At 54.6% G+C, this 21,806-nt stretch carries 18 protein-coding genes; all 18 read right to left on the reverse strand.

The window, feature by feature from the left end; all coding sequences use genetic code 11:
• Positions 1 to 28 precede the first annotated feature (28 nt).
• A complete protein-coding gene (locus HS100_01030; GenBank protein MBE7432476.1) occupies positions 29 to 2,851 on the reverse strand; it encodes a molybdopterin-dependent oxidoreductase in 2,823 nt (940 codons plus the stop codon).
• 96 nt (positions 2,852 to 2,947) lie between these two features.
• Positions 2,948 to 3,817 (reverse strand): xanthine dehydrogenase family protein subunit M, encoded by an 870-nt coding sequence (locus HS100_01035; protein ID MBE7432477.1) that lies wholly within the window; start codon positions 3,815 to 3,817, stop codon positions 2,948 to 2,950.
• A gap of 129 nt (positions 3,818 to 3,946) precedes the next feature.
• A complete protein-coding gene (locus HS100_01040; GenBank protein MBE7432478.1) occupies positions 3,947 to 5,518 on the reverse strand; it encodes an ABC transporter ATP-binding protein in 1,572 nt (523 codons plus the stop codon).
• A 67-nt stretch (positions 5,519 to 5,585) separates the two neighbouring features.
• On the reverse strand, positions 5,586 to 6,536 hold the full coding sequence (locus HS100_01045; protein MBE7432479.1) for a BMP family protein: 951 nt from the start codon (positions 6,534 to 6,536) through the stop codon (positions 5,586 to 5,588).
• A gap of 201 nt (positions 6,537 to 6,737) precedes the next feature.
• Positions 6,738 to 7,667 carry an ABC transporter permease gene (locus tag HS100_01050; protein ID MBE7432480.1) on the reverse strand — a complete coding sequence of 310 codons (930 nt, stop codon included), beginning with the start codon at positions 7,665 to 7,667 and terminating at the stop codon, positions 6,738 to 6,740.
• On the reverse strand, positions 7,667 to 8,800 hold the full coding sequence (locus tag HS100_01055) for an ABC transporter permease (GenBank protein ID MBE7432481.1): 1,134 nt from the start codon (positions 8,798 to 8,800) through the stop codon (positions 7,667 to 7,669). The genes HS100_01050 and HS100_01055 overlap by 1 nt, the downstream gene beginning before the upstream one ends.
• 54 nt (positions 8,801 to 8,854) lie before the next feature.
• Positions 8,855 to 9,268, reverse strand: coding sequence for a UTRA domain-containing protein (locus HS100_01060; protein ID MBE7432482.1), 414 nt, complete (start codon positions 9,266 to 9,268; stop codon positions 8,855 to 8,857).
• 120 nt (positions 9,269 to 9,388) lie between these two features.
• Positions 9,389 to 9,586, reverse strand: a complete 198-nt coding sequence (locus HS100_01065) for a winged helix-turn-helix transcriptional regulator (GenBank protein MBE7432483.1) — start codon at positions 9,584 to 9,586, stop codon at positions 9,389 to 9,391.
• A gap of 157 nt (positions 9,587 to 9,743) precedes the next feature.
• The gene (locus HS100_01070; protein MBE7432484.1) at positions 9,744 to 10,742 is read right to left on the reverse strand and encodes an ABC transporter permease; all 999 of its coding nucleotides are present in this window, start codon (positions 10,740 to 10,742) and stop codon (positions 9,744 to 9,746) included.
• Positions 10,742 to 11,782: an ABC transporter permease gene (locus HS100_01075; protein MBE7432485.1), complete on the reverse strand. Its 1,041-nt coding sequence runs from the start codon at positions 11,780 to 11,782 to the stop codon at positions 10,742 to 10,744. The genes HS100_01070 and HS100_01075 overlap by 1 nt, the downstream gene beginning before the upstream one ends.
• Complete coding sequence (locus HS100_01080) at positions 11,775 to 13,268, reverse strand: ATP-binding cassette domain-containing protein (GenBank protein ID MBE7432486.1); 1,494 nt, start codon at positions 13,266 to 13,268, stop codon at positions 11,775 to 11,777. Before HS100_01080 ends, HS100_01075 begins: the two co-directional genes overlap by 8 nt.
• 82 nt (positions 13,269 to 13,350) lie before the next feature.
• Positions 13,351 to 14,622 (reverse strand): BMP family ABC transporter substrate-binding protein, encoded by a 1,272-nt coding sequence (locus HS100_01085; protein MBE7432487.1) that lies wholly within the window; start codon positions 14,620 to 14,622, stop codon positions 13,351 to 13,353.
• Between the two features lie 127 nt (positions 14,623 to 14,749).
• Positions 14,750 to 16,762, reverse strand: a complete 2,013-nt coding sequence (locus HS100_01090; GenBank protein ID MBE7432488.1) for a hypothetical protein — start codon at positions 16,760 to 16,762, stop codon at positions 14,750 to 14,752.
• A 59-nt stretch (positions 16,763 to 16,821) separates the two neighbouring features.
• A complete protein-coding gene (gene arcC / locus HS100_01095) occupies positions 16,822 to 17,778 on the reverse strand; it encodes a carbamate kinase (GenBank protein MBE7432489.1) in 957 nt (318 codons plus the stop codon).
• A gap of 52 nt (positions 17,779 to 17,830) precedes the next feature.
• Complete coding sequence (locus HS100_01100; protein ID MBE7432490.1) at positions 17,831 to 18,820, reverse strand: ornithine carbamoyltransferase; 990 nt, start codon at positions 18,818 to 18,820, stop codon at positions 17,831 to 17,833.
• A gap of 59 nt (positions 18,821 to 18,879) precedes the next feature.
• Positions 18,880 to 19,407: a hypothetical protein gene (locus tag HS100_01105; protein MBE7432491.1), complete on the reverse strand. Its 528-nt coding sequence runs from the start codon at positions 19,405 to 19,407 to the stop codon at positions 18,880 to 18,882.
• A gap of 89 nt (positions 19,408 to 19,496) precedes the next feature.
• Positions 19,497 to 20,450, reverse strand: coding sequence for an aspartate carbamoyltransferase (gene pyrB / locus HS100_01110; protein ID MBE7432492.1), 954 nt, complete (start codon positions 20,448 to 20,450; stop codon positions 19,497 to 19,499).
• 103 nt (positions 20,451 to 20,553) lie between these two features.
• On the reverse strand, positions 20,554 to 21,777 hold the full coding sequence (locus HS100_01115; GenBank protein MBE7432493.1) for a YgeY family selenium metabolism-linked hydrolase: 1,224 nt from the start codon (positions 21,775 to 21,777) through the stop codon (positions 20,554 to 20,556).
• Positions 21,778 to 21,806: the final 29 nt, after the last annotated feature.

Genomic DNA, 21,806 nt, shown 5'->3' on the forward strand with positions numbered 1-21,806 from the left:
GTATTAATGGTCATTCCGCTTATACAATTCACGAACTCGCCGCACTCTCGCGCATCCACAGTTCCCTTGCGATCATCTCCTGGTCTACGGGCAATTTATCCACACGGACTCCGACTGCGTTGTAAATCGCATTCGTGATCGCAGGCGTGGTGGGAATCGACGAGATCTCGCCGACGCCTTTTGCGCCGTAAGGTCCCGAGGCAATCGGGTGCTCGACGATGATGGATGTGATCTCCGGGGTAAGCATGATTCCCGGCATACGGTAGCGGGCTAAACGGTCAGTGACGACATTTCCGTTTTCCACAATGAATTCTTCCGTGATGCAGTTGCCGAGTCCCATCATCACGCCGCCTTCGACCTGCCCCTGCAAGCCGAGCGGATTGATCGCCATGCCCACGTCATTCGCGGAGATGACTTTCAAGACGCTCACTTCGCCGGTAAGTTTATTCACCTCCACTTCAGCGGCTTGAACGCCGAAGGAAAATGCAAAGTGCATATCTCCGCCCGTGCCGAGGGGTTGTGTTTTGGGCGCTTCGTATTCATAGCGCACGCGCGGATGCTGTCCCATTGCGGTCATTTCTTTATAGACCTCGGCATAGGTCATCGAGTGTCCGTTGACATGAACCACGCCCCCTTCAAAGCGAATCTTTTCAGGACGGATGTCGAATTTCTCCGCCATGGAAGCGGCGATCTCGTCACGCAGGGTTTTTGCCGCATAGCGCGAGGCGTTGCCTGTCACGAAGGTCTGGCGGGACGCGGTTGTGGGGCCGCCATTGGGAGTCAAATCCGTATCCATCACCAGCACGCGGACTTGATCCGGCTCGACGCCCATTTCTTCGGCAACGGTCAGGCGCATGACGGTGACGAGTCCCTGTCCCAACTCGGCGGCTGAACTGCGGACCTGAAACGTTCCGTCTGCATAGAGTTCAACATCCGCGCCCGAAATATCGGGTGCACCTCCGCCCAAACCTGTGTTCTTATAAGCGGCGGCAAAACCCCAGGCGCGGACAATGTCCGGATTGGAAGGGTCAACTTTCGGCGCGAATGGATGCGGGTCATGTTTTCGCATCTCGGCATCCACGCGATCGATGCATTCCATCAAGCCGACAGACTCTTTCAATTCCTGCCCGGTATTGGTGATGCTCCCGACATGCAAGGCATTGATACGACGCAATTCAACCGGATCGATGTTCAAAGATTCAGCAAGTTTATCCATCATGGACTCGACCGCAAAAGCGGATTGGGTCACACCGAAACCGCGGAACGCGCCTGAAGGCGGGTTGTTGGTGTACATGGCAAAACAATCCGCGCGGACGTGTTCGATATCGTACGGTCCTGCTGAATGAGTCGTGGCGCGAGTCATCACTTTTTCGCCAAGAGAGGCATACGCGCCGGTATCGCCGTACAGTTCCGTTTCGCAGGCGACGAGTCTTCCATCTTTCTTCGCGCCGATCTTGACTCGAATCTGCGTGGCGTGCCGTTTCGGATGGACAAGCAAACTTTCATGCCTGTCAAAGAGCAGCTTCACCGGACGTTTTGTTGCCGCCGCAAGCATGGCAACATGGATCTGCCCCATCACATCTTCCTTGCCGCCAAAACCGCCACCCATCAACTGACCGACAATCCTTACGCGTTCCTCTTCCCACCCCATCACCCGCGCGACCTGCGTGCGGTCTTGATATGGAATCTGCGAACCGACGTAAATTTCCATGCGGCCGTCCGCGAGAGGCACGGCGATACTGCACTCCGGTTCGATGAAAGCGTGGTCGGTCGTTTGCGTATGGAATGTGTGTTCAAGGATCACATCCGCCGAGGCAAAGCCCTTCTCCATATCACCTTTACGGACTTTGATATGTTTCAACAGATTCCCCTTTTCATGGATCTGTGGAACATCCACCTGACGAGCCATGACAGGATTCGTGATGACGGGCTGGAGGTCGAACTCCGCCTCGATCAACGCCGCGGCCTGTTCGGCGATCTCCTGGCTTTCTGCGGCCACGATGGCAAGTGCATCACCAACGTATCGCACACGTTCGCCGACTCCCACCATGACGGGCCAGTCGTAGATGACCAGTCCGTGATTCTTTTCGGCCGGGACGTCTTGCGCGGTTAAAACCGCCGCCACACCGGGCAGGGCTTTGGCTTTGGCGATATCGAGATTCTTCAAAAAGCCGTGCGGATTCATGGCGCGTTTTACCTTGGCATACAACATGCCGTCGAATTTCAGGTCGTCGGTGTAGATGGCTTCGCCGGTCACTTTTTCCACGGCTTCGGGACGCAGATGTTTATGCCCGACGGTCTTGTGCTCGTGAATCGAATCGGGGATATGAGCTGGCGGTTTTACGGGTTGGCCAGTCCGCAAAGATTCAGCAGCGGCAAGGATGGCACTTTCAATGGATGGATAACCCGCGCATCGGCAAAGCGTATCCTTCAATGCAAAGCGGATGTCTGCATTTGTTGGATTGGAGTTGCGCTTGAGCAGGGCATATGCCGTCATGATCTGCCCGGGAATGCAGAATCCGCATTGGACAGCGCCGTGCTCTACGAAGGCTTCCTGCAAAGGATGCAACTGCCCCCCTCTCCTTTCAGGAGAAGGGCTGGGGCTGAGATCCGCAAGCCCTTCGATGGTCACGATGGTTTTCCCACTCGCGCGCTCGGCGGGATAGACACAGGACATCATCGGCTCGCCGTCCACGAGGACAGTGCAGGCGCCGCATTCCGCTTCATTACAGCCGATCTTGGTGCCGGTCAGCCTCAGCCGCTCGCGCAGGAGCGTGGATAATGTCTCGCTGGGGACGGCATCTACAGTGTAGGATTTGCCATTAACAGTAAGGGAAAATTGATTGGTCATTGTTTATATATCCTGTGTCGTTCTGTAGGTCAGGCTTTCAGCCTGACATTTTTGCACATCCAGATATGGCGGGTTGAAAACCCGCCCTACGAATAATTATGCTCTGCTCCACGCGGTGTAAAGTACATCCTTGAACAAGCCGCCGACGATGTGACGGCGGTATTCGGCGCTGGCGCGGCGGGCAGAGTCACGGAATTTGGCTTGGGCGAGCAGGGCATCCAATGTAAGATCGAATGTCTCTTCGGTAAGGGTTTTACCTTTTAAGAGACCCTCGGCCTCGTTGGCGCGGAAGGGAGTGGAACCGCCCGGACCAATCGCGATGCGGATGTCGCTAACGATATCGCCATCCCGTTCGAGCCAGACGGCGCAATTCAAAATGGGAAGGGCAACTCCCTGCGGACGCATGATACGTTTGAAACATGAAGCACTATGGGGAGTGGAAAGCGGCAGGTAGAAGCCAACGATTATTTCCTTTGTTTTGTCGATGGCGGATTTTCCGGGTCCGGCAAAAAGTGAAGTGAGGGGCATTCGCTTTGTGCCGGTAACGCTTGCAATTTCGGCTTTGGCGTTCAATGCTGTAAGCGCGATGGTCCCGTCTGCGGCGGGGAGGGCATGCGCGACATTTCCGCCCAGGGTGGCGGTATTGCGTACTTGCGGACCGGCGATCAAGTTACAGGCTTCGACCAATGCCTGGGCGTGCGCCGCAGTCAGCGGGTCCAGTGCGACGCGATTGACCGGAACGGCGGCGCCGATAAAAAGCAAATCCCCTCTTACCTCGAGCGCAGACATCTCGGGAATGAAAGTAAGGTCGACTAAAGTATGAACGGGGGTGTGACGTCCCTGTTTCAGATCGAGCAACAAATCCGTGCCGCCCGCAAGAGGCAACGCGGGACCGGCCGCCGATGCAAGCGCCTGGACTGCCTCCGTGACGGAGACAGGACGTTTGTATTCCTGCCAAAGGTTCATGGGTGGTGTCCTTTCAAAATGAACGGCGGCGCTTTTCGATGGGTTTGAACGCCCAACGCCGTGGGTCCTGCTGTGCGGGATCTTCGACTACCTTGCCACGACCACCGAACCAATGGATAAATTGTTTCGTTATTTTACAACAGAAGCACTCTCTTCAAGATGGACGCCCGCCATCAACAAGCCGAGTTTTTCGGGCGTGGCGTGTTCGCGCGGAACGATATCCATTACTCGTCCTTCGTATAACACTGCGATGCGGTCAGAGAGTGCGAGGATCTCATCGAGGTCTTCCGAGATGAGCATGATGGCAACACCGTTGCGGCGTTGTTCGAGCAATTGTTCGCGGACGTATTCCGTTGCGCCAATGTCAAGTCCGCGTGTGGGCTGGGCGGCGATAACGACGCGCGGCGCGCGGCTGATCTCGCGTGCCAACACCACTTTTTGGATGTTTCCGCCCGATAGATTCTTCGCGAGCGTGTCGCGTGAGGGTGTCTTGACCTGAAATCTTTTTATCAATTCATCAGTATGACGGGAAATTTCGCCAAGATTGAGAAATCCCACGCGCGAGTAAGGTCGTTTTTCATGTTCGCGCAGGACCATATTTTCGGCGACGGTGAATTCCCTGATCACGCCGTCGCGCATCCGCTCCTCCGGAATGTAGGATAGCATCCGGTCTGTGCGCGCGGCAGGAGGCAGACCTGTAACATCCTGCCCTTCAAGAATAACCTGCCCGCTGGCGGCTTTCCGCAAACCGGCGATGACTTCGGCGAGCTCGCGTTGACCGTTGCCCGATACACCCGCGATTCCCAAAATCTCGCCGGAGCAAACTTCCAGGGTGACGCCCCGCAAGCCGGGGGTGCCGCGGTCACTACTGCAGGAAATGTTATTGAGTTCGAGGCGCGCTTCGCCGCGATCGACAACGCCGCGGTCGGGAATTAACCCCACCTCGCGCCCGACCATCCAGTTGGCAAGGTCCTGTTTGGTGACTTCGGATGTTGGCCGCGTGCCGATCTTTCGTCCGTCGCGCAGCACGGTGACGCGGTTGCTGATCTCGACCACTTCGTGCAGTTTATGAGAAATGAAAATAAGTCCATGCCCGTCCTTCACCATTTGCCGCATGATGACGAACAACTCGTCCACTTCCTGCGGGGTGAGGACAGCCGTCGGCTCGTCGAGGATGAGCAACGCCGCGCCGCGATACAGGGCTTTGATGATCTCCACACGCTGCTGCTGCCCCACCGACAACTGCCAAATGTAGGCCTCCGGATCGATCTTCAAGCCGTATATCTTTGCCAATTCAAGAATGCGTTTTGAAACCTGGTCGAGGTCGGTCATGAATCCGCGGGTGGATGGCAACCCGAGAGCGACATTTTCAGCAACCGTCAGCGTGGGTACAAGCATGAAATGCTGATGGATCATGCCGATGCCAAGTCCGATCGAATCGTTGGGGGATGCAATGCTGACAGGCTTGCCATTCAACAGGATTTCGCCTTCATCCGGGTGATACAAGCCGTAGAGAATCTTCATCAACGTGCTTTTGCCCGCGCCGTTCTCACCAAGCAAGGCATGCACCTCACCGGATTTCACGTCGAAGTCAACATGGTCGCTGGCAAGCACACCAGGGAATCGTTTGGTGATTCCGCGCATTTCGAGGCTGTCGATGCGGGCTCGTCCTGATGGAAGCTTGTTCTCTCGGTCGGTCATGGGAGCATCCTGTTCGGATGGCTTCGGGAGCCTTTCCAGACTCCCGAAGCCTGATCGTTATTGCAGTTTACGGAAGAGTGATCGTGATTGTTCCGTCGACGATTCCCTGGATGGTCTGTTCCGCCAGGGCTTTGGCATCGGCAGGAAGATCGTACTCGGGGTTGAATTCAATCACTTCGCCTCCATTCTCAAGATTGGCGGTGAAGGACTGGCCGCCCAACGTGCCTTCCTTGATCAAGGCGATCATTTCTTTGAGAGCCACTTCCCAGTGATAGACCTGGCTGGCGACCACAATACCCGGCGCCAGGGAGGACTGATTGGACTGCGTCCCAAACCAGAGGGCTCCGGCTTCTTCGGCTTTGCCAATCGCACCCACGACCATCTGGGCGGTCCCGGTCAACGCATCGGCTCCAGCGGAGATGTGAGTCGTCGCGGCTTCAGAGGCAAGCGCAACGTCGGAGAACGAACCGATGTAGTTCACGTTCACCTGAACGGTGGGATCGGTCGCAGCAACGCCAGCTTTGAACCCGTCCACATACAGTTTTGCATCACCGGTCTCGATGGGACCCACAACGCCGATCACCTTGGAGGTGCTCAATGTGGCCGCCATCACACCGTTGACATAACCGCCTTCGTGAGAGGCTGCTTCATAGGCAAAAATATTGGGCTGGTCGAACGTATCCAATGTGGTGCCCCAGGCAAAACTGGTTTCAGGGAAATCGGGGGCGATTTCCTGCAGAGAGGAACCATACTGCGAGCCGTGTGCGATCACAAGGTCGAAACCCTGCGAGGCATAGTCGCGGATCGCCGCAGCAGCATCATCCACCACGAACATACCTTCGGAATACACGACCTCGAACATTTCAGGTCCGCCCATTTCCTCTTGAATGCGCATGAGGGCATCGTACATGCTCTGGCTGAACGCCAGGTCATTGATCGCACTCGGCATTACGACCGCCACCCGGAAGGGTTCGGCAGGGACTTCTTCAGTTGCAGCTTCAGTGGGGGCTTCAGTCATTGCTTCCGTCGCGGCAGGTTCCTCCGCCGGTGTTTCTGCGGGAGCGCCGCACGCGCTCAAAACAAGCGAGAGCGCAACAAGTAGGGTCAAAAACCATGCTATTTTTTTCATCATCTTCTCCTAGTAGATTTTGAATGGGATATTGGTACAACTCAAATCGGCTTTCTATTTCTTCTTTCTATTCTGCCTCCTAACCGGGAACTAGTTCTCCCGCTCAAAGGGTTTCGACAAAGCAGACGGTGACCTGACCCTGGAAACACTTGCAACCAAAACCAGAATGGTCAGCACATAAGGCATCATCACCGCAATATCCGACGGGACTGGGATACCCAATACTTGAATCCATAACTGCAGAGAGTTCACCATACTGAACAACAACGCGCCCCACAAAACACCCGTTGGTTTCCAGCCTCCGAAATAAACCAAGGCAACCGCTATGAAACCCAGCCCGCTGGTCATGTTCTGTTGAAAGACGTTCAGCAACGCAATCGAGAGCGAAGCTCCTGCAATCCCTGAAAGAATTCCACCGAGGATGATGGTGAAATAACGGATGCGAGCCACATTTACTCCAAGCGAATCAGCCGCATCCGGGTTTTCGCCCACCGCGCGAATCTTCAAACCAAGCGTGGTCTTGTTCAAGACGAACCAGGCAAGCGGCACAAGCAGGAAGGCGCCATATACAAGAATGTTTTGATTGAATAAGATCTCGCCGATACCGGGAATATCGCTCATGCCGGGAAAGTAAATCCTGGGAAAACCCTGCACCGTTTCAACCGTTCCCATCAAGGTCTGGAACAGCAGTTCGCTCATGCCCAAACCAAAAAGATAAAAGCCGATTCCGCTGATGCCCTGCTGTGCATGCAGGTTCACGGTCACATACGCCATTGCCAGACCCATTAACGCCCCCACTATGACCGCCGCCAGCAAACCAAGCCACAAGTTCCCCGTATTGAAAGCCACATAGAATGCAGCAAAACAACCGAGCAGCATCTGCCCTTCGACGCCTAAATTCAACACACCGCTCTTCTGGCCGAATGTTTCACCGATGGCGGCATACAAATATGGAGTCGCAAGACGGATCCCTGATGCTAGGATGCCGATAAGGACCGTGGTGGATAAAAGATCAGAGATCATTGCTTCGCCTCATTCCGGACCTCTGGCTGTTGCTGTTTCGTCGATATTTCCACGTCCGGGGCTGCCGCCAGCCTGCGTCTTTGTCTGCGACGCCTCCAGATCTCACTACTGACCACGAAAACAACGACAAGGCCGTTCATAACCGTGATCAATGCAGAGGGGACTTGCATTACACGCTGCATTTTATTCGCACCCACCAGCAGCGCCCCAAATAGAATCGAAGCCGGGATGGACCACAACGGATGCAACTGCCCGAACAGGGCAGCCACAATACCATTGAAACCCGCTGATCCTGTAAACCCTGAAGCCGAGCCGTCGGTGATCATGCGATAGTTGACCCCGTAAACTTGAATCGCTCCCGCCAACCCTGCGAATGCGCCGCTCAACAGAAGGGAAAGCACCACATAACGAGGAACTTTGATTCCCGCATATCGCGAGGCGAAGGGGCTTTGTCCCACCGCGCGAATCCGATATCCAAGTACGGTGCGCCAAAGGAGGATATAAACAAGAATCGCAAGGATGATTGCGATCAAAGCCCCCAAATGCAGTCGTGTGGGAGCCAATCGCGCAAGATGAAAGGCGTCTTCGAGTCTCGCCGTTTGCGGGATTTTGGAGGCAAGCAGTGCTTGCGAAGGATCGATCATCGGTCCGCGAAGTAGGAAGTTCATCAATTGCACGGCAATCGCGTTCATCATCACCGTGCTTAGGATCTCATTAACATTGAAATATGCCTTAAGAGAACCGGGGATCCCGCCCCAGATCGCACCGCCGAGAAAACCTGCAATCAATGCTAATGTGATGACCAGCCACCCGGGCGCGCCCGTGAAGGTCAACCCGATCCACGTTGCCAGCACTGCGCCGATGATCATTTGTCCTTCCCCGCCGATGTTGATCACATCGCCGCGGAACGAGATACAAATCCCGAGTGCCACCAAAAGCAACGGCGTGGCTTTGACCAGGGTCTCCGCAAAGGAATTGGCGCTACCGAACGCGCCGTCCCACAATGCGGCATAGGCGGTGATGGGATTGACCTTCAAGATCAGCAACATCAATGCACCGACCGCCAAGGCGGCAAGGGTGGCAATCACGGGAAGCAACGCGTCGAACAGGGTCTCAAGTCGTTGTCGCATCAGGATGATTCCTCTCAGGCGCCGATATCGGAAAATAAAACCGTCATGGAAAAATCAACTCCAGGTTTGAACAAGGGTCAAACGAAGGACGGAATCGTCGAAATAGTTCACACCGCAAGCAAGCGGAAGATTATTCCTCCCGTAAAACGTCACATTCAACTGCAAGATCGCCCTGCCCGCATCGCCGCCCAGAACGTCGCGGGTTTCCTCCGCGATCAAAACAGAATGAATATCTGTTATGGCAAAGGCAATCTTTTGATGGAAGTAATTTTTGAATATATCGCGAATATGAATTCCCCCATCCATATTTTCCAGCGGTTCACGCAGCAGAGCGGCTGGCACGGCATTATCTGCCAGAATGACGGGACACTCATCCGCATGGAAGACCCGTTGAAAATGGATCACTTCGTCGCCGGGCTCCAAGGCAAGCACGTGTGCCTCCTTTTCGCTGGCGGGCTTTCGCTTCATGGCTAACAGGCGTATGGAAGACTTGTATCCATTGCCTTCAATCAATTGGACCAGGTCCCATAAATTGCCGGGTTGGACGCTCGCCTGCTTTATGCGGGCATTGACGAAGGTGCCATTACCCTAGATTCGCAGGATCAAACCATTCGCTGCAAGTTTTGCAAGCGCCGTCCGCACCGTGGCGCGGCTCACCCCCAGTTCATCAGACAATTCACTCTCCGATGGGATTCGACTCCCGGGCGTGTACGATCCATCCCGAATACGTTCCAGAAGGATCTCATCGACTGCATTGGAAACTGACCGCGTTTGAATGAGGTTCATTGGTAGGAGGATAGTCGTCTGACCTTTTTTGTACAATATTATACAAACGCCTTCAAGTGACATTCATCACCTACATGTATGATTTCAGAAAAACACCCCAAAAGGTGGGAGCATTTGGGGTGTTGTATAGGCAAAATGTCGAAAGAGGCTGGGGTTCTTAATCCCGTTCGAATGGCACGCCCAAGGCCGCGGGCGGAGATGTCCGCATGGCACGCAGGATTTTGGCAAATATCTTCCGGGCAGATTCAGGCATGGCAGCCAGAGTCCGCTCGACCCATTCGGCATTGCCGATGTTGACGAGCAGAAGCGTTAGGATCATCAAAGGGAACGGCGCAACCTGTAATACCTGGGATGGTACCTGGGTCAAGACGGGTTGCAGCACCAAACCCAACCATTGCAGGAAGGCAAAAAGGTACGCGCCCAGCGCGCCACGCACCGGGTTCCAACCGCCAAAGATGGTAATGGAGAGCGCAATCCAGCCAAAGCCATCCAGTCCAGAAATGGTTCCCATCCAGCCGGCGCGGGTCGCTAGCGAGAAAGCAGGACCCGCCAACCCAATCAATGCCCCGCCAATAATGGTATAGACGTAGCGCATCACGTTGACGTTAGCACCTCGGATGTACGCCGCGGCTGGTTTCTCGCCTATGCCTTGCAACATCAACCCCGGGCGGGTTCGGAAAATCCACAGCCATGCAAGGAAAATGGCGATAAAGCTGATGTAGGTTATGACATCATGGCGAAAGAACAATTGCCCAATGACTGGAATATCGCTAAGCACGGGAATCGGCAAGGCCTGCAATCGGGGACCGGGCAGTCCCATGTAGGGGTTGCCAAGGAAGTAGGACAGGTCACGGCAGGTGAGCGCCAGGACGAAGCCAACCGCCACTTGTGATTGTTGAAGTGTGATGCTTGCAAAAGCTACGACCAACGCCACAAGCGCGCCGATCAACATGCCCCCCAAAAAACCAAGCACAATATTATCCGTGGTATAGGCAACAGCAAACCCGCCCATGGCGGCGAGCAAAATCGTTCCGTTCATGGAGAGATTGATGACGCCCGCGCGTTCGGAGAGCGTTTCGCCGATAACGGCAAAGATCAAGGGAGAGGCAGAGGCAAGCACGCCTGCCAAGCCGATAAGCATCGTTTCCTGTGACATTATTGAGCCTTCCTCCCAAATTTCTGGCGTACGCCCGCCGCAAGCAACACGAACAGGACCAGCACGCCTTGTAATACCCCGGAGAGCGACGAATCGAGTTTCATGACGATGGGAAGTTGAATGCTGCCGATATTCAACGCGGCAAAGAAAAGCGCCACCGGCACCGCCCATAGCGCCTGATAATTGATCAACATGGCAACCATGAGCCCTAAATATCCGTATCCACTGGAAATGGAGGGGATAAGACGGTGGTAAACCGCCGCCACCTGTACGGCGCCGGCCGCACCCGCCAATGCGCCGCAGATAAGGAAGGAGTACATAGCGTATTGCCAGGTTGGAATGCCCAACAAATACGCCGCGCGGAAGTTCTTCCCCACTGCTTTTAGGCGCAGACCGAAATACGTGCCTTGCAACATAAAATAGATCACCACGATCCCAACAAACGCAATCACCAAAGCCCATGGGCTGATGCGCAGGTTTGCCAGGAGGGGCAGGGAAAACTCATCCGGGAATGGCACCGTCCCGCTCATGGAGGCAACGCCAGGGCGTTTCCACGGACCGAAGATGAGGTAGATCGTCAGCGCGGTTGAGACAAAATTCAAACCCAACCCGCCGAAAATCTCGTTCACACCGCCAAACACTTTGAGGATGCCCGCCAGCGCCGCCCAAATTGCGCCGCCAACCATTCCACCAAGGATGGCGAGCGCGATGATCACCGCAGGCGGCAGGCTGCTTTCGAGTAATAAACGATATACCCACGTGGTCGCTATCGCTCCCAACACCACCTGGCCCTCCACCCCAATGTTCCACAAGCCGGAGGAAAAGGTTACCAACAGGCCCGCTGTTACAAGAAGCAGCGGAACAAAAGCAACCAGCACTTCGGCAAACTTCCGCATTTCGCCAAACGAACCTTTGAATATATTTTTATAGGTTTCCGAGGGTGAAGCGTCCACTGAGATCAAAATGAGCGAAACAACCCCGAACGCAAGCAAAAGAGCCGCTAGTTGATACGCCAGATTGCCAAAACGATCCTTAATCATGCGCTTCTCCTTTATCTGCCCACCCCTTGCCACCGATCAATTGACCCAGTTCCTCAACCGTGGTTTTCCCCGCATCCAGCGGCGCAGACACCTTGCCGTTGAAGAACACCAGAACCCGGTCACTGTACTGCAAAATTTCCTCAAGGTCCGATGAAATGAAAATGATCGCCGCGCCATCGGTCTTGCAGCGGTCTTTGAGTTTGCTCCAAATATAAATAACAGACTCAATATCCAGTCCGCGGGTGGGGTGTTCCAATAGAACCAGCGAAAGCGGAGATTGCAATAACGCGAGTTCGGCGCGCTGTTGATTCCCACCCGAAAGCGACTCTACTGTGCTGTGCGGTTTGCCGCGAATGTTAAAGGATTTGATACGCTCTTCCGCAAGCTGCTGCCCCATCATGCGGTCGATGAAAAGACCCTTCGGCTCTTCCGCCAGAATAAAATGCTCGGTGAGATTAAGACCGGGCACCAAGCCCTCTTCCAGTCTTGCGGCGGGAAGAAAATTCACACCTGCGCGCTTGAAGATATGATAGGACTTGCCGGTCAAATCCTTATCTTTGAGCTCGATCCTGCCGCCGACGGGTCTCATCAACCCTGAACAAGCACGGATGAACATTCCCTGCCCGGAGCCTTCCATGCCCGCCAAGCCGATCACCTCGCCTGCGCGGACGTCCAGGCTGACATTTTTGACCTTCATACGCACATCTTCAAGTGAAACGTTCTTCATGGAAAGAACAACCCCGCCTGTTTGGGCAGGCTGGCGTTCGCCGAGTGTAATCTCCTTGCCGAACATCATCTCAACCAGTTTGGAAGTGATATAAGGCGGCTGGGTCTCGCCGACCAGCTCTCCCCCGCGCAAGACCGCAACCCGGTCACATAAACTTTCCACATCCTCCAATTTATGGGAAACGAAAATCACCGTCATCGCCTGCTCAGGGAACTTTTTGAGGGTGGCGAATAATTTTTCCTTCTGCCCGGCGCTGATGCCTGTGGTTGGTTCATCCAAAATGAAAACGCGAGCGCCCAAAAACAACAGACGCATAATCTCCAACTGCTGGCGTTCGCCCACTGTGAGAGAATCCACATAATTCTCGGGGTCGAAGGTAAAGCCATATTCCCGGGCAAGCAGGCTGAAATCCTGCGTGGCTTCCTTGCGGTTGGGGAATATCCCGCCCGGCAACCCGAGCAAAAAATTATCGAGCAACTTCATGGGCGGAAAATCCAAGGGATCCTGATGAAGCATGCCGACCCCGTACTGGATCGCATCGGCGGGGGAATGCATCACAACCGGTTTGCCGTCCAAAAAAACTTCACTGCCAGAATCAGGTTGAATAAACCCTGAAAGGATCTTCATCAAGGTGCTTTTCCCGGCACCGTTTTCCCCCAAAATCCCCTGAATCGTCCCTGTGGGAATGTTAAGATTTATGCCTTTATTGGCATGAACACTGCCAAAGTGTTTGTGAATATTCTTAAGTTCTACGTTCATGGACGTTTTGTCTCCATGAGGCGTACAGGTTGAGGAAAGGGGCGCAGAAAATTCTGCGCCCCTTTTTAGAGGTGAAATCAGTTTATTCGGAGGCGCTCAAGCCCTGCATGCCCTCAAGCAATTGCGGCAGGTACCAAACCTGCTGATCGGTTGCTTCTTCGCCGTCGGCGAGATAGGCAGTGCCATCCTGCAGGTTGATCGGACCCGTCCACAAGTTGAGTCCGCCGGCGAGATCGGCGATGAAGGCATCCAGCGCGGCGGCATTTTCATCGCTCAATGCATCACCTTTCACGAACCCGATCGCGGAGGTATCGTGGTTGTTGATATCGCTCCAATCGGGACCGGAGAAGATGAACTGCGATTCCCACGTGCCATCCGCAGCGGACATGATGGCGGTGAGATAATCGGGACCCCAGTTGAAGTACGGCACACCAAGGCAGACATCCGGGGCGGCGCTGCAGGCAGCCACGTAGTCATAAGCGACGCCAGTCGAGGGGGTTCCCTCAGCAGTGAACTTCTGCGCTTCCGCAAGGTTGACAGGGTTGTCGATGCCTGAGATGACGACGTCAAAGCCGGTGGAGTAAAAATCCTTGGAAACATCCACAGGGTCGGTGGTGAAACCGGGGATGTGGAACCAGAAGCCGATCCAGGTCACTTTGAATTCGAGGGCGGCGGGATCGTTGCCAGCCTGTTCCCAACAATGCTTCGCACCGAGATAAGCCGAAGCGGCAAGGCGGCGGGTTTCATCGTTGATCAACGGTCCAAGGTAACCGATCTTACCGGTCTCGGTAGAGAGCGCGGCAGCACAGCCACCCATCATCTTGCCATATTCCATGCGTCCCATGATATTCGTTAGGTTGGGGATCGGCTCGTAGACCTTGCCGTCTTCCCATACCTGATCACCGGATGCCATGATGACGTAGACATCGGGGTTGGCCTTCGCGAAGGTTGTGGAAGCATCTTTCATGTCATCTGAGTTGAAGATGACCAATTTCGCGCCCTGCGCCACCAATTCCTCGGCCAGTTGGTCGGGGGTGGTGCCGGGTCGGTCGGCGGGGTTGACCTTGTCGAGATAGATCATCTTGGCGTTGAATTTTTCTTCAACGTAAAGGCCGGCTTCATAGTGAGCCTGGCTCCAGCCGTTGTCGTTGTACGGACCCACAAGGAGCATGCCGAAAACGAACGGTTCAGCAGGGGCTTCTTCCGTGGCCGCAGGCGCTTCTTCAGTGGCGGCGGGGGCTTCTTCGGTCGCGGCAGGCGCTTCTTCGGTCGCCGCAGGCTGTCCGCCACAGGCAGACAGGACGAGCATGAGTGCCATCGCCAGCATGGCGAGGCGTGCGAGATATGTACGCATACTTCTTCTCCTATTTTTGAAAGTTAATTATCGAGGACACGGATAGAGAAAGTTGGCGGAGAACCTCCTTTCATATGTGACGATTTTACCAAACCATTCAAACAGTGAAGAAAATAACAATCTACCTCTAATGTGGACATTCAAACTCGTTTCGCGCATCGTCCAAAGCGGTTGCCCGCTCCGGGCTATTCGCCGTCTCCCTCCCGATGCGATCCCAGAGGTTGCACAATAAGGGACCGACAAAACTCTTCGATATCCTGTAGGAATCCTTCGATGATTCTACCGCCTTTTTCCAATCGCCCGTATGGGCATACCCCTCGATATAAACAAAACGCTCGACCGGGTCATTGGGGGTGTCGTTCAAGGCAAATGCCAGTTCCGCGATCCGGACAACCTCCCTCCAATCCCCTTTCTGGCGCGCCAACTCCGCCCGGGCAAAATAGATGCACCAATCGGATTCAACGCCTCGGTAAAACTGACGGGGAAGCTGGTTCGATTTCTCGAACAGAATCACACTCTGATTCGAATAACGCGCAACGTCGCGGACCGCGGGCGGAAGCAAACGGTTGTTCGCCTCCACCTCTGGGTCGATCACACGGAAACAGCCCGGCGGCTCGAAATTCACGACAAGGATGTTATCGGTGTTCCCATTGAATGTGGGTCCGATGTAATACAACTCGTGCGGCTGTCCCGGCTCGACGCTCGGCAAAGTCTTCCCCACACGGATGGATGCAAAATACAGCATCGCATACATCTCGCCGGGCGGACTGTAGATCCAGTTCAGCGGACCCGTCAACGAATTGTCAGAGTAATACGTTACTGGAATGTCATTGGCAAGGATGATGGTCCCCTTCTTCAAGCCGGGAATGCGCTCGCTCATTTGTGTGAACAATTCCTGCTGGGTCAACCAGTCGCTGCGATAGATTTCCTCCAGCCTGAAATGACGGCTCCCCGCAAAACCGACGAGCAGAGCGACGATTATCATCTGGGTTCGCGCGTTCTTTATCAATGCAATCAGGCAGGAAAGCAATATGCTGGAACCCAGCATAAACGGTAGCATGAAACGGTCGAGCGAAAAATTGAACTGCGGAAGATTGCCGATCAACCAGACCGAACCGCCTGAAAAGCCCCAGAATATTAAACCGATCCAGCCAGCCTGCTTAGCGAACTCGATCCCGTCTGAACCCTCTGCCGTGAATGCGAAGAGATAAATCCCGGCGATGAGGATACTCGAGAATAACAGGACCAGCATCAAAGAAAGCGTGAGCGGACCCAATCCGCTGGTGCCGATGGTGAGGAAGGGCATCAACCATGATTCAAACACCGTGCGCCAGAAACTGACCAGGATTTGATTCAGAAAGTAACGCATCCCGGTGAAAAAATTTTCCTTAAATTCATCCAGGAGGACGTAGGGGTAACTTGCGTTCTGAAATTCAAAAAAGAATGCGCGCCAGAGCGTGATCCCTAGAAAGATGGCAAGGTAAGGCAGGTAATAAAAAATGGTCCTTTTCGCGCGTTCCTTGAATCCGCCCGAAAGCAGTTGCAGGAATATGAACAGCCGCGCAAATTCCATGAAATAAAAATATTCCATCGTCAACAGATTGACAGCGGCAAGCGCATACGACACAATAAAATAAAACCAGCGACGGCCTGCGTCTCGTATCGCAAGAATGGATAGATAAAGCGAGAGCAGGAATGCAGCCAGCACGATGTAAAAATGGCTGTACATCATGGCGATGAAATGCTGTCCCATGCCGGGGTAGACTAAAAAGAAAAGACTTGCCCACAAGGCAGGTCTGGGATGGGCAGGATAAAGAGCGCGCAGAATTTTCCAGAGCAATACTGCCGTCACCCAACGCAGGAGGATGGCGAACAGCTGCCATATCCAGGGATTGGGTCCGATGACCGGCAGGGTCAGTTGATAGATCATCCCCCAGAACGGGCGGCTGGTGGTGAATGTTTTTGTGAGCATGGCGGGACCGAGGCGATAATAGATCCATGCCCAGGGAAACTCATCCCAATAGAAACCGCGCTGCCAGAAGAAGAGTCCGTAGGTCAGCGCGGCGATTAAAAACAGGAACCAGACCGTACTACGCGGCGTTAAAGTGATGGTGTTGAAACGGTCGGCGATCTTTTTCATCAATTTATTTGCAGGTCACGCTTTGTACCCGGAACGGGATCGAAGCGTGACCTGCTTGATTACGGAACGATCCGCGTCCCGGTTTCGCCTTTCAGGGCGCGCCCGATGCTTTCGGGATTGGTAATGAGCGCTTCTTTGCCGCCGTTTTCAAGATACCAAATGGCAGCCTGGATCTTTGGCGCCATCGAACCTTTCGCAAAGTGGATGCCTTCATCCAGATAAGCTTTGGCTTCGGGGACGGTCATTTTATCCAGCCATTTCTGTTCGGGCTTGCCGAAGTGGATCGCAACCTTCTCGACCGCCGTCGCGATCAGGAACAGATCCGCTTTCAGAGCCTGAGCGAGGAGCGAGGAAGCATAATCCTTGTCGATGACCGCCGCCGTCCCGATGAGTTCGCCATCGCCGCGATCGATGACAGGAATCCCGCCTCCTCCCACGGTGATGACGATGTGGCCCGCGTCGACCAGGGTCTTGACCGAAGCGAATTCCACGATCTCTTTCGGCATTGGCGATGCGACCACCCGCCTCCAACCGCGGCCGGCATCCTCCACAACGGTCCATTTCATTTCCTTCTCCCGGCGTTTTGCGTCCGCCTCATCCATGAAGGAGCCGATGGGCTTGGTGGGTTTCTTAAACGCCGGGTCGTCCTTATCCACCAGCATTTGAGTGACGATGGTGGCAGCCTTGCGGTCGATCCCGCGTTTGAAAAATTCATTGCGAAGCGCCTGTTGGAATTCATAGCCGATCGCGCCCTGTGTATCCGCCCCGCAGACATCCAGCGGGACTTCGTGCATTCCCTCGAACTTGGCGGCGATCTCCGAGCGGCGCAGGACGAAACCCACCTGTGGTCCGTTGCCATGGCCGATGGCCAGATTCCAGCCCGCTTCGATCATGTCGGTAAGATGTACAGACGTCTCGCGCAATGCAAGCACTTGATCCTCGACTGTGACATTTTTATCGTCTTTGATCAGAGCATTCCCGCCCACGGCGACGACGGCGATTTTAGAAGTAGTCATGGAGTCTCCTGGTCTTTAGGTGTGATGGTCGACCAACCTGGGCGGCCATCCACTAACTCATCGTCAAAGCCATGACCGCTTTTTGAGCATGCAGTCGGTTTTCGGCTTCGTCGAACACGACGGAATTCGGGCCATCCAGCACGGCACTGGTCACTTCGATATCGCGGTCAGCGGGAAGCGGATGCATGTAAATGGCATCCTTGTGAGCGACCTTGAGCTTCGCGTCATCCATGATCCAGTTCTTGAAGGAATCCTGAAGCTTCTTGCCTTCCGTCTTGTCATTGGTTGTCAACAGAGGACCCCAGGACTTGGCATAGATCACGTCCGCATCCTTGCAGGCTTTGGCCATACCGTCCGCATCGTCGATGATTTCGAAACCGGTACCGGCGATCTTTGCCTGTTCCCTTGCCTGTTCGACGATATCGGGCATGAGTTGGAATCCGGGCGGGTAGGCGAGAGTTACATCCATGCCGAAGCGCGGCATTTGAAGGATGAGCGATTGGGGTACGGAAATCGGCTTTAGATATGAAGCGGCGTACGCCCACGAAACAACGATCTTTTTCTTGCGCAGGTCGCGGCCCTTCTTTTCCATGATGGTCATCAGATCGGCCAGGCATTGGAAGGGGTGATAGATATCGCACTGCATATTGAGGACCGGAGCGCGGCTGGATTTGGCGACATCGTTCAAGTATTTGTTCCCATCGCCGAAATCGCAGTGGCGGATGGCAATGCCGTCGAAATAACGGCCGAATATCTCGCCGATCTCGACGGGCGTATCGCCATGAGAGATCTGGGTCGTATTCGAATCAATGAAGGCGCCGTGCCCGCCCAATTGAGCCATGCCCGCTTCGAACGAGCCGCGTGTGCGTGTGGACGAAAAGAAGAACAACATCGCCAGCACCTTGTCGCGCAGATAGGCATGGGGTTCGCCGAGGGCGCGTTTTCGTTTCAGGTCCCAGGCCACGTCCAGAACGGTTTCGACTTCCTCTTTCGTGAAGTCGAGGTCGCCGATGAAATCACGACCGCGAAAATTAGTTTGCATACTATATCTCCTTGTTTTTTTCTTTCGTTATGCATTCATTGAACGAGTCAACGACATGCTTATTTCTTAGTTACGCGCAAAACCTCTCCGCGCACGAAACGACCGTCCTCCCAAAAGAGGCGCGCACCTTCGCAGTAATCCACCGAATCGCCCCAGGCGCGAAAATCCGCTTCGGGCAGGCAGGCCACCACGCCCAATTCCACCACGCCGCCGTGATTGACGATGAGAGCCGATCCGGTCTGCGGGAGGCGGTCAAGGATGGCGTTGTAATAGTCCATTAACCGATAGGCATAATCGCCCGCTGCGCCGTCCTGTTTGACGATTTCAGCGTAGTTGAAGAACGGCAAGGGCCAGGGCGCTTCCCGTTCCACCGCGCCTCCGTAGCTATTCATCAGTTCGTTCTGCTCGTCCACAGCAAAGCCCATAGCGATGGCGGTTTCGAAGGCACGCGGAAGTGCAGAAGTCGCCACAAAATCAAAGGGACCGATACCATTACCGACTGTGCGCGCCAACACAACCCCCTGCCGGTTTAAATGGTCCCCGCCAGACGAACGGATCGAGTGACGGCGAATTTCGATGATTTTCATACGATAAATGATCAACCTTTAAAAGTAATTTTCATCTCAAGCCTGATGCGGCTTGTATTCCAAACATCTCTGTTCGTCTGTCAGATCGGTTATTCCAAGGCACCCAGGACGAGCGCCAGCAAAGTCATGCGCATGACCACTCCGTTGAAGGCTTCCTGCCAGTAACGCGACCAGCGCGTGATATCCACGTCGGTGGGAATTTCGTCCATTCGGGGCAGGGAGTGAAGCAGGATGGCATCTGGCTTTGCCTTCTTCTCGAGCAGTTCGCGTGTGATCTTGTAATTGGCCGGTGTCAGGTTGAGTTCACCGGTGCGCTCATCACGTGACTTTGTGTAATCAGGCTGGACCACAGGTTCTACCAGAATCACATCCGCTTCGCCGATCGCCTTTTCAACGTGGTCCGCTTCCTTGAAGTTTACGCTGTACTGCTTGAGCTCGGATTTGAACTCATCCGTAAGATTCATATCCGGCGGGGCAACGAATGTGATCGGACAATCGAACTGGCTCAATGCGTAACCGAGCGAGTGCATCGTTCGCATGCGCATATCGCCGACGGCCAGCCACTTCAATCCATCGATGCGGCCCTTCTCCCGCAGGACGGTGTACAAGTCGGTGAGGATTTGCGTGGGATGTTCACCCCAGCCGTCGCCGCCGTTGATGATCGGCACGCTTGCCCACTTCGCGGCTTCGTGGGGCGCACCCTGCTGGAAGTGACGCATCACGATCACATCGCCGTAGAACTCCAGCATCTTCACCGTATCCTTGATCGACTCCTGATAGAAGTCACCGGCGCGGGTCATCTTGGCGTCGGAAAATCCCGTCACGTGGCCGCCGAGGCGGTGCATGGCGGCTTCGTGTGCCAGACGGGTCCGCGTCGAGGGCTGGTAAAAGGCGGTTACCAGGGTTTTTTCCTTGAGCAAATCCACGTTCTTCCTCGACCTGGCGATGGGTTCCATCTTTTGAGCCACTTCGAACACGTGGAAGAATTCATTCCGTTCGAATTCCTTGAGTGAAAGAACATCTCGACCGGCAAAACTACGCATTTGAGCCTCCTATTCAATTAGGGAAAGATTTAGGGCGGTTGCAGTTTCTCCTTTGCTTCATGGAATCTCCTTCTTTGGCGGTTTCTTCCCATCTCGCAGAAATCTAGATCATCTTCTCTTTCAACATCTTCGGCAATAACGCATAGAACGCCGTCGCTGCGACCACCTCATCGAGCGGCACGTTCTCGTCGCGCATGTGGGCGGTCTTCTCATCGCCGGGACCGAAACCGATGGATGGGATGCCCGCCTTGCCGGCCCAGTATGTGCCGTTCGTCGAAAAATCCCACGTTCCGAGCGGACGCTTCTCGCCCCACAACGCCTCGATGGTGTCTGAGCCAGCATGCACAAGGGGATGAGCGTCCTCCAAAATCCATGCCGGATAGTATTTCGACACCGGAAAAACGAAACCGGTATAGGACGGCGTATCGTAAAACAACTCTTCGACGTGGATTTCCTCCCGCAGGTATTCGGGGATCAGTCCCTTGATCTGCTCGATGACTTCATCGCGCGGCTCGTTCGATGTGATGCGGCGGTCGAGATAGATCGTGAATTGATCCGGCACCGCATTCAGCGATGCTGTCCGTGCGGATACATCGGTGACGGCGATCGAGGGAACCCCTTGAACGGGATGGTGCCCCATGCCGAGGCGCAGGCGGCGGTCAAGTTCGCGGATATCCATGATGGTCGCCATCATTTTGTACACGGCGTTATCACCGAGATAATGTGAAGCCGCATGCGCCGATTTGCCGTGCGCAGTGATCTTCAGTTCGATGCGACCCTTATGCCCGCGATAGATGCGCATTTTGGTCGGTTCGCCGATCACGACGAAATCGGGACGCACCTTCGGGTCTACTTCGACGAAGGTGTTCGGGGCTATGCCGTCACATTCCTCCTCCATATTCCCAAAGTAGTACACGGTGTAGCCGTCGAGCAGGCCGAGATCGCGCGCCATGGCAAGTCCATAGACCATCCCCGGCGTGGAGCCTTTTTCGTCGCACGCGCCGCGCGCATACAAATATCCATTCTCCACCTTGCCATGGAACGGGTCCCAATCCCATTCATCCGGGTTGCCCACACCAACGGTATCGATGTGCGAGTCGTAGACGATCACCTTGGAGCCGTGCCCGATCCTGCCGATCGTATTCCCCATCCTGTCAAAACGAACCTCGTCATAGCCGAGTTTCCTCATCTCCGACTGAATGCGTTCGCCGACCGGGCCGATCTTGCACTCCATCGAAGGGATGGCAACGATCTCGCGCATAAAATTCACGATTTTTTCCCGCTGCCCCTCGACCTTCTTTTGAATTTCCTTTACAACATCCGACATGCCAATCCTCCGAATTTTTCGTTTGCGGA

Source organism: Anaerolineales bacterium (assembly GCA_015075725.1).
Taxonomy (GTDB): Bacteria; Chloroflexota; Anaerolineae; order Anaerolineales; family Villigracilaceae; genus Villigracilis.

Coding starts and splice junctions, on each gene's coding strand:
- HS100_01030 (MBE7432476.1), bottom strand. CDS start 2,851: ATGACCAATCAATTTTCCCTTACTGTTAATGGCAAATCCTACACTGTA.
- HS100_01035 (MBE7432477.1), bottom strand. CDS start 3,817: ATGAACCTTTGGCAGGAATACAAACGTCCTGTCTCCGTCACGGAGGCA.
- HS100_01040 (MBE7432478.1), bottom strand. CDS start 5,518: ATGACCGACCGAGAGAACAAGCTTCCATCAGGACGAGCCCGCATCGAC.
- HS100_01045 (MBE7432479.1), bottom strand. CDS start 6,536: ATGACTGAAGCCCCCACTGAAGCTGCAACTGAAGAAGTCCCTGCCGAA.
- HS100_01055 (MBE7432481.1), bottom strand. CDS start 8,800: ATGCGACAACGACTTGAGACCCTGTTCGACGCGTTGCTTCCCGTGATT.
- HS100_01060 (MBE7432482.1), bottom strand. CDS start 9,268: ATGAAGCGAAAGCCCGCCAGCGAAAAGGAGGCACACGTGCTTGCCTTG.
- HS100_01065 (MBE7432483.1), bottom strand. CDS start 9,586: ATGAACCTCATTCAAACGCGGTCAGTTTCCAATGCAGTCGATGAGATC.
- HS100_01070 (MBE7432484.1), bottom strand. CDS start 10,742: ATGTCACAGGAAACGATGCTTATCGGCTTGGCAGGCGTGCTTGCCTCT.
- HS100_01075 (MBE7432485.1), bottom strand. CDS start 11,782: ATGATTAAGGATCGTTTTGGCAATCTGGCGTATCAACTAGCGGCTCTT.
- HS100_01080 (MBE7432486.1), bottom strand. CDS start 13,268: ATGAACGTAGAACTTAAGAATATTCACAAACACTTTGGCAGTGTTCAT.
- HS100_01085 (MBE7432487.1), bottom strand. CDS start 14,622: ATGCGTACATATCTCGCACGCCTCGCCATGCTGGCGATGGCACTCATG.
- HS100_01090 (MBE7432488.1), bottom strand. CDS start 16,762: ATGAAAAAGATCGCCGACCGTTTCAACACCATCACTTTAACGCCGCGT.
- arcC (MBE7432489.1), bottom strand. CDS start 17,778: ATGACTACTTCTAAAATCGCCGTCGTCGCCGTGGGCGGGAATGCTCTG.
- HS100_01100 (MBE7432490.1), bottom strand. CDS start 18,820: ATGCAAACTAATTTTCGCGGTCGTGATTTCATCGGCGACCTCGACTTC.
- HS100_01105 (MBE7432491.1), bottom strand. CDS start 19,407: ATGAAAATCATCGAAATTCGCCGTCACTCGATCCGTTCGTCTGGCGGG.
- pyrB (MBE7432492.1), bottom strand. CDS start 20,450: ATGCGTAGTTTTGCCGGTCGAGATGTTCTTTCACTCAAGGAATTCGAA.
- HS100_01115 (MBE7432493.1), bottom strand. CDS start 21,777: ATGTCGGATGTTGTAAAGGAAATTCAAAAGAAGGTCGAGGGGCAGCGG.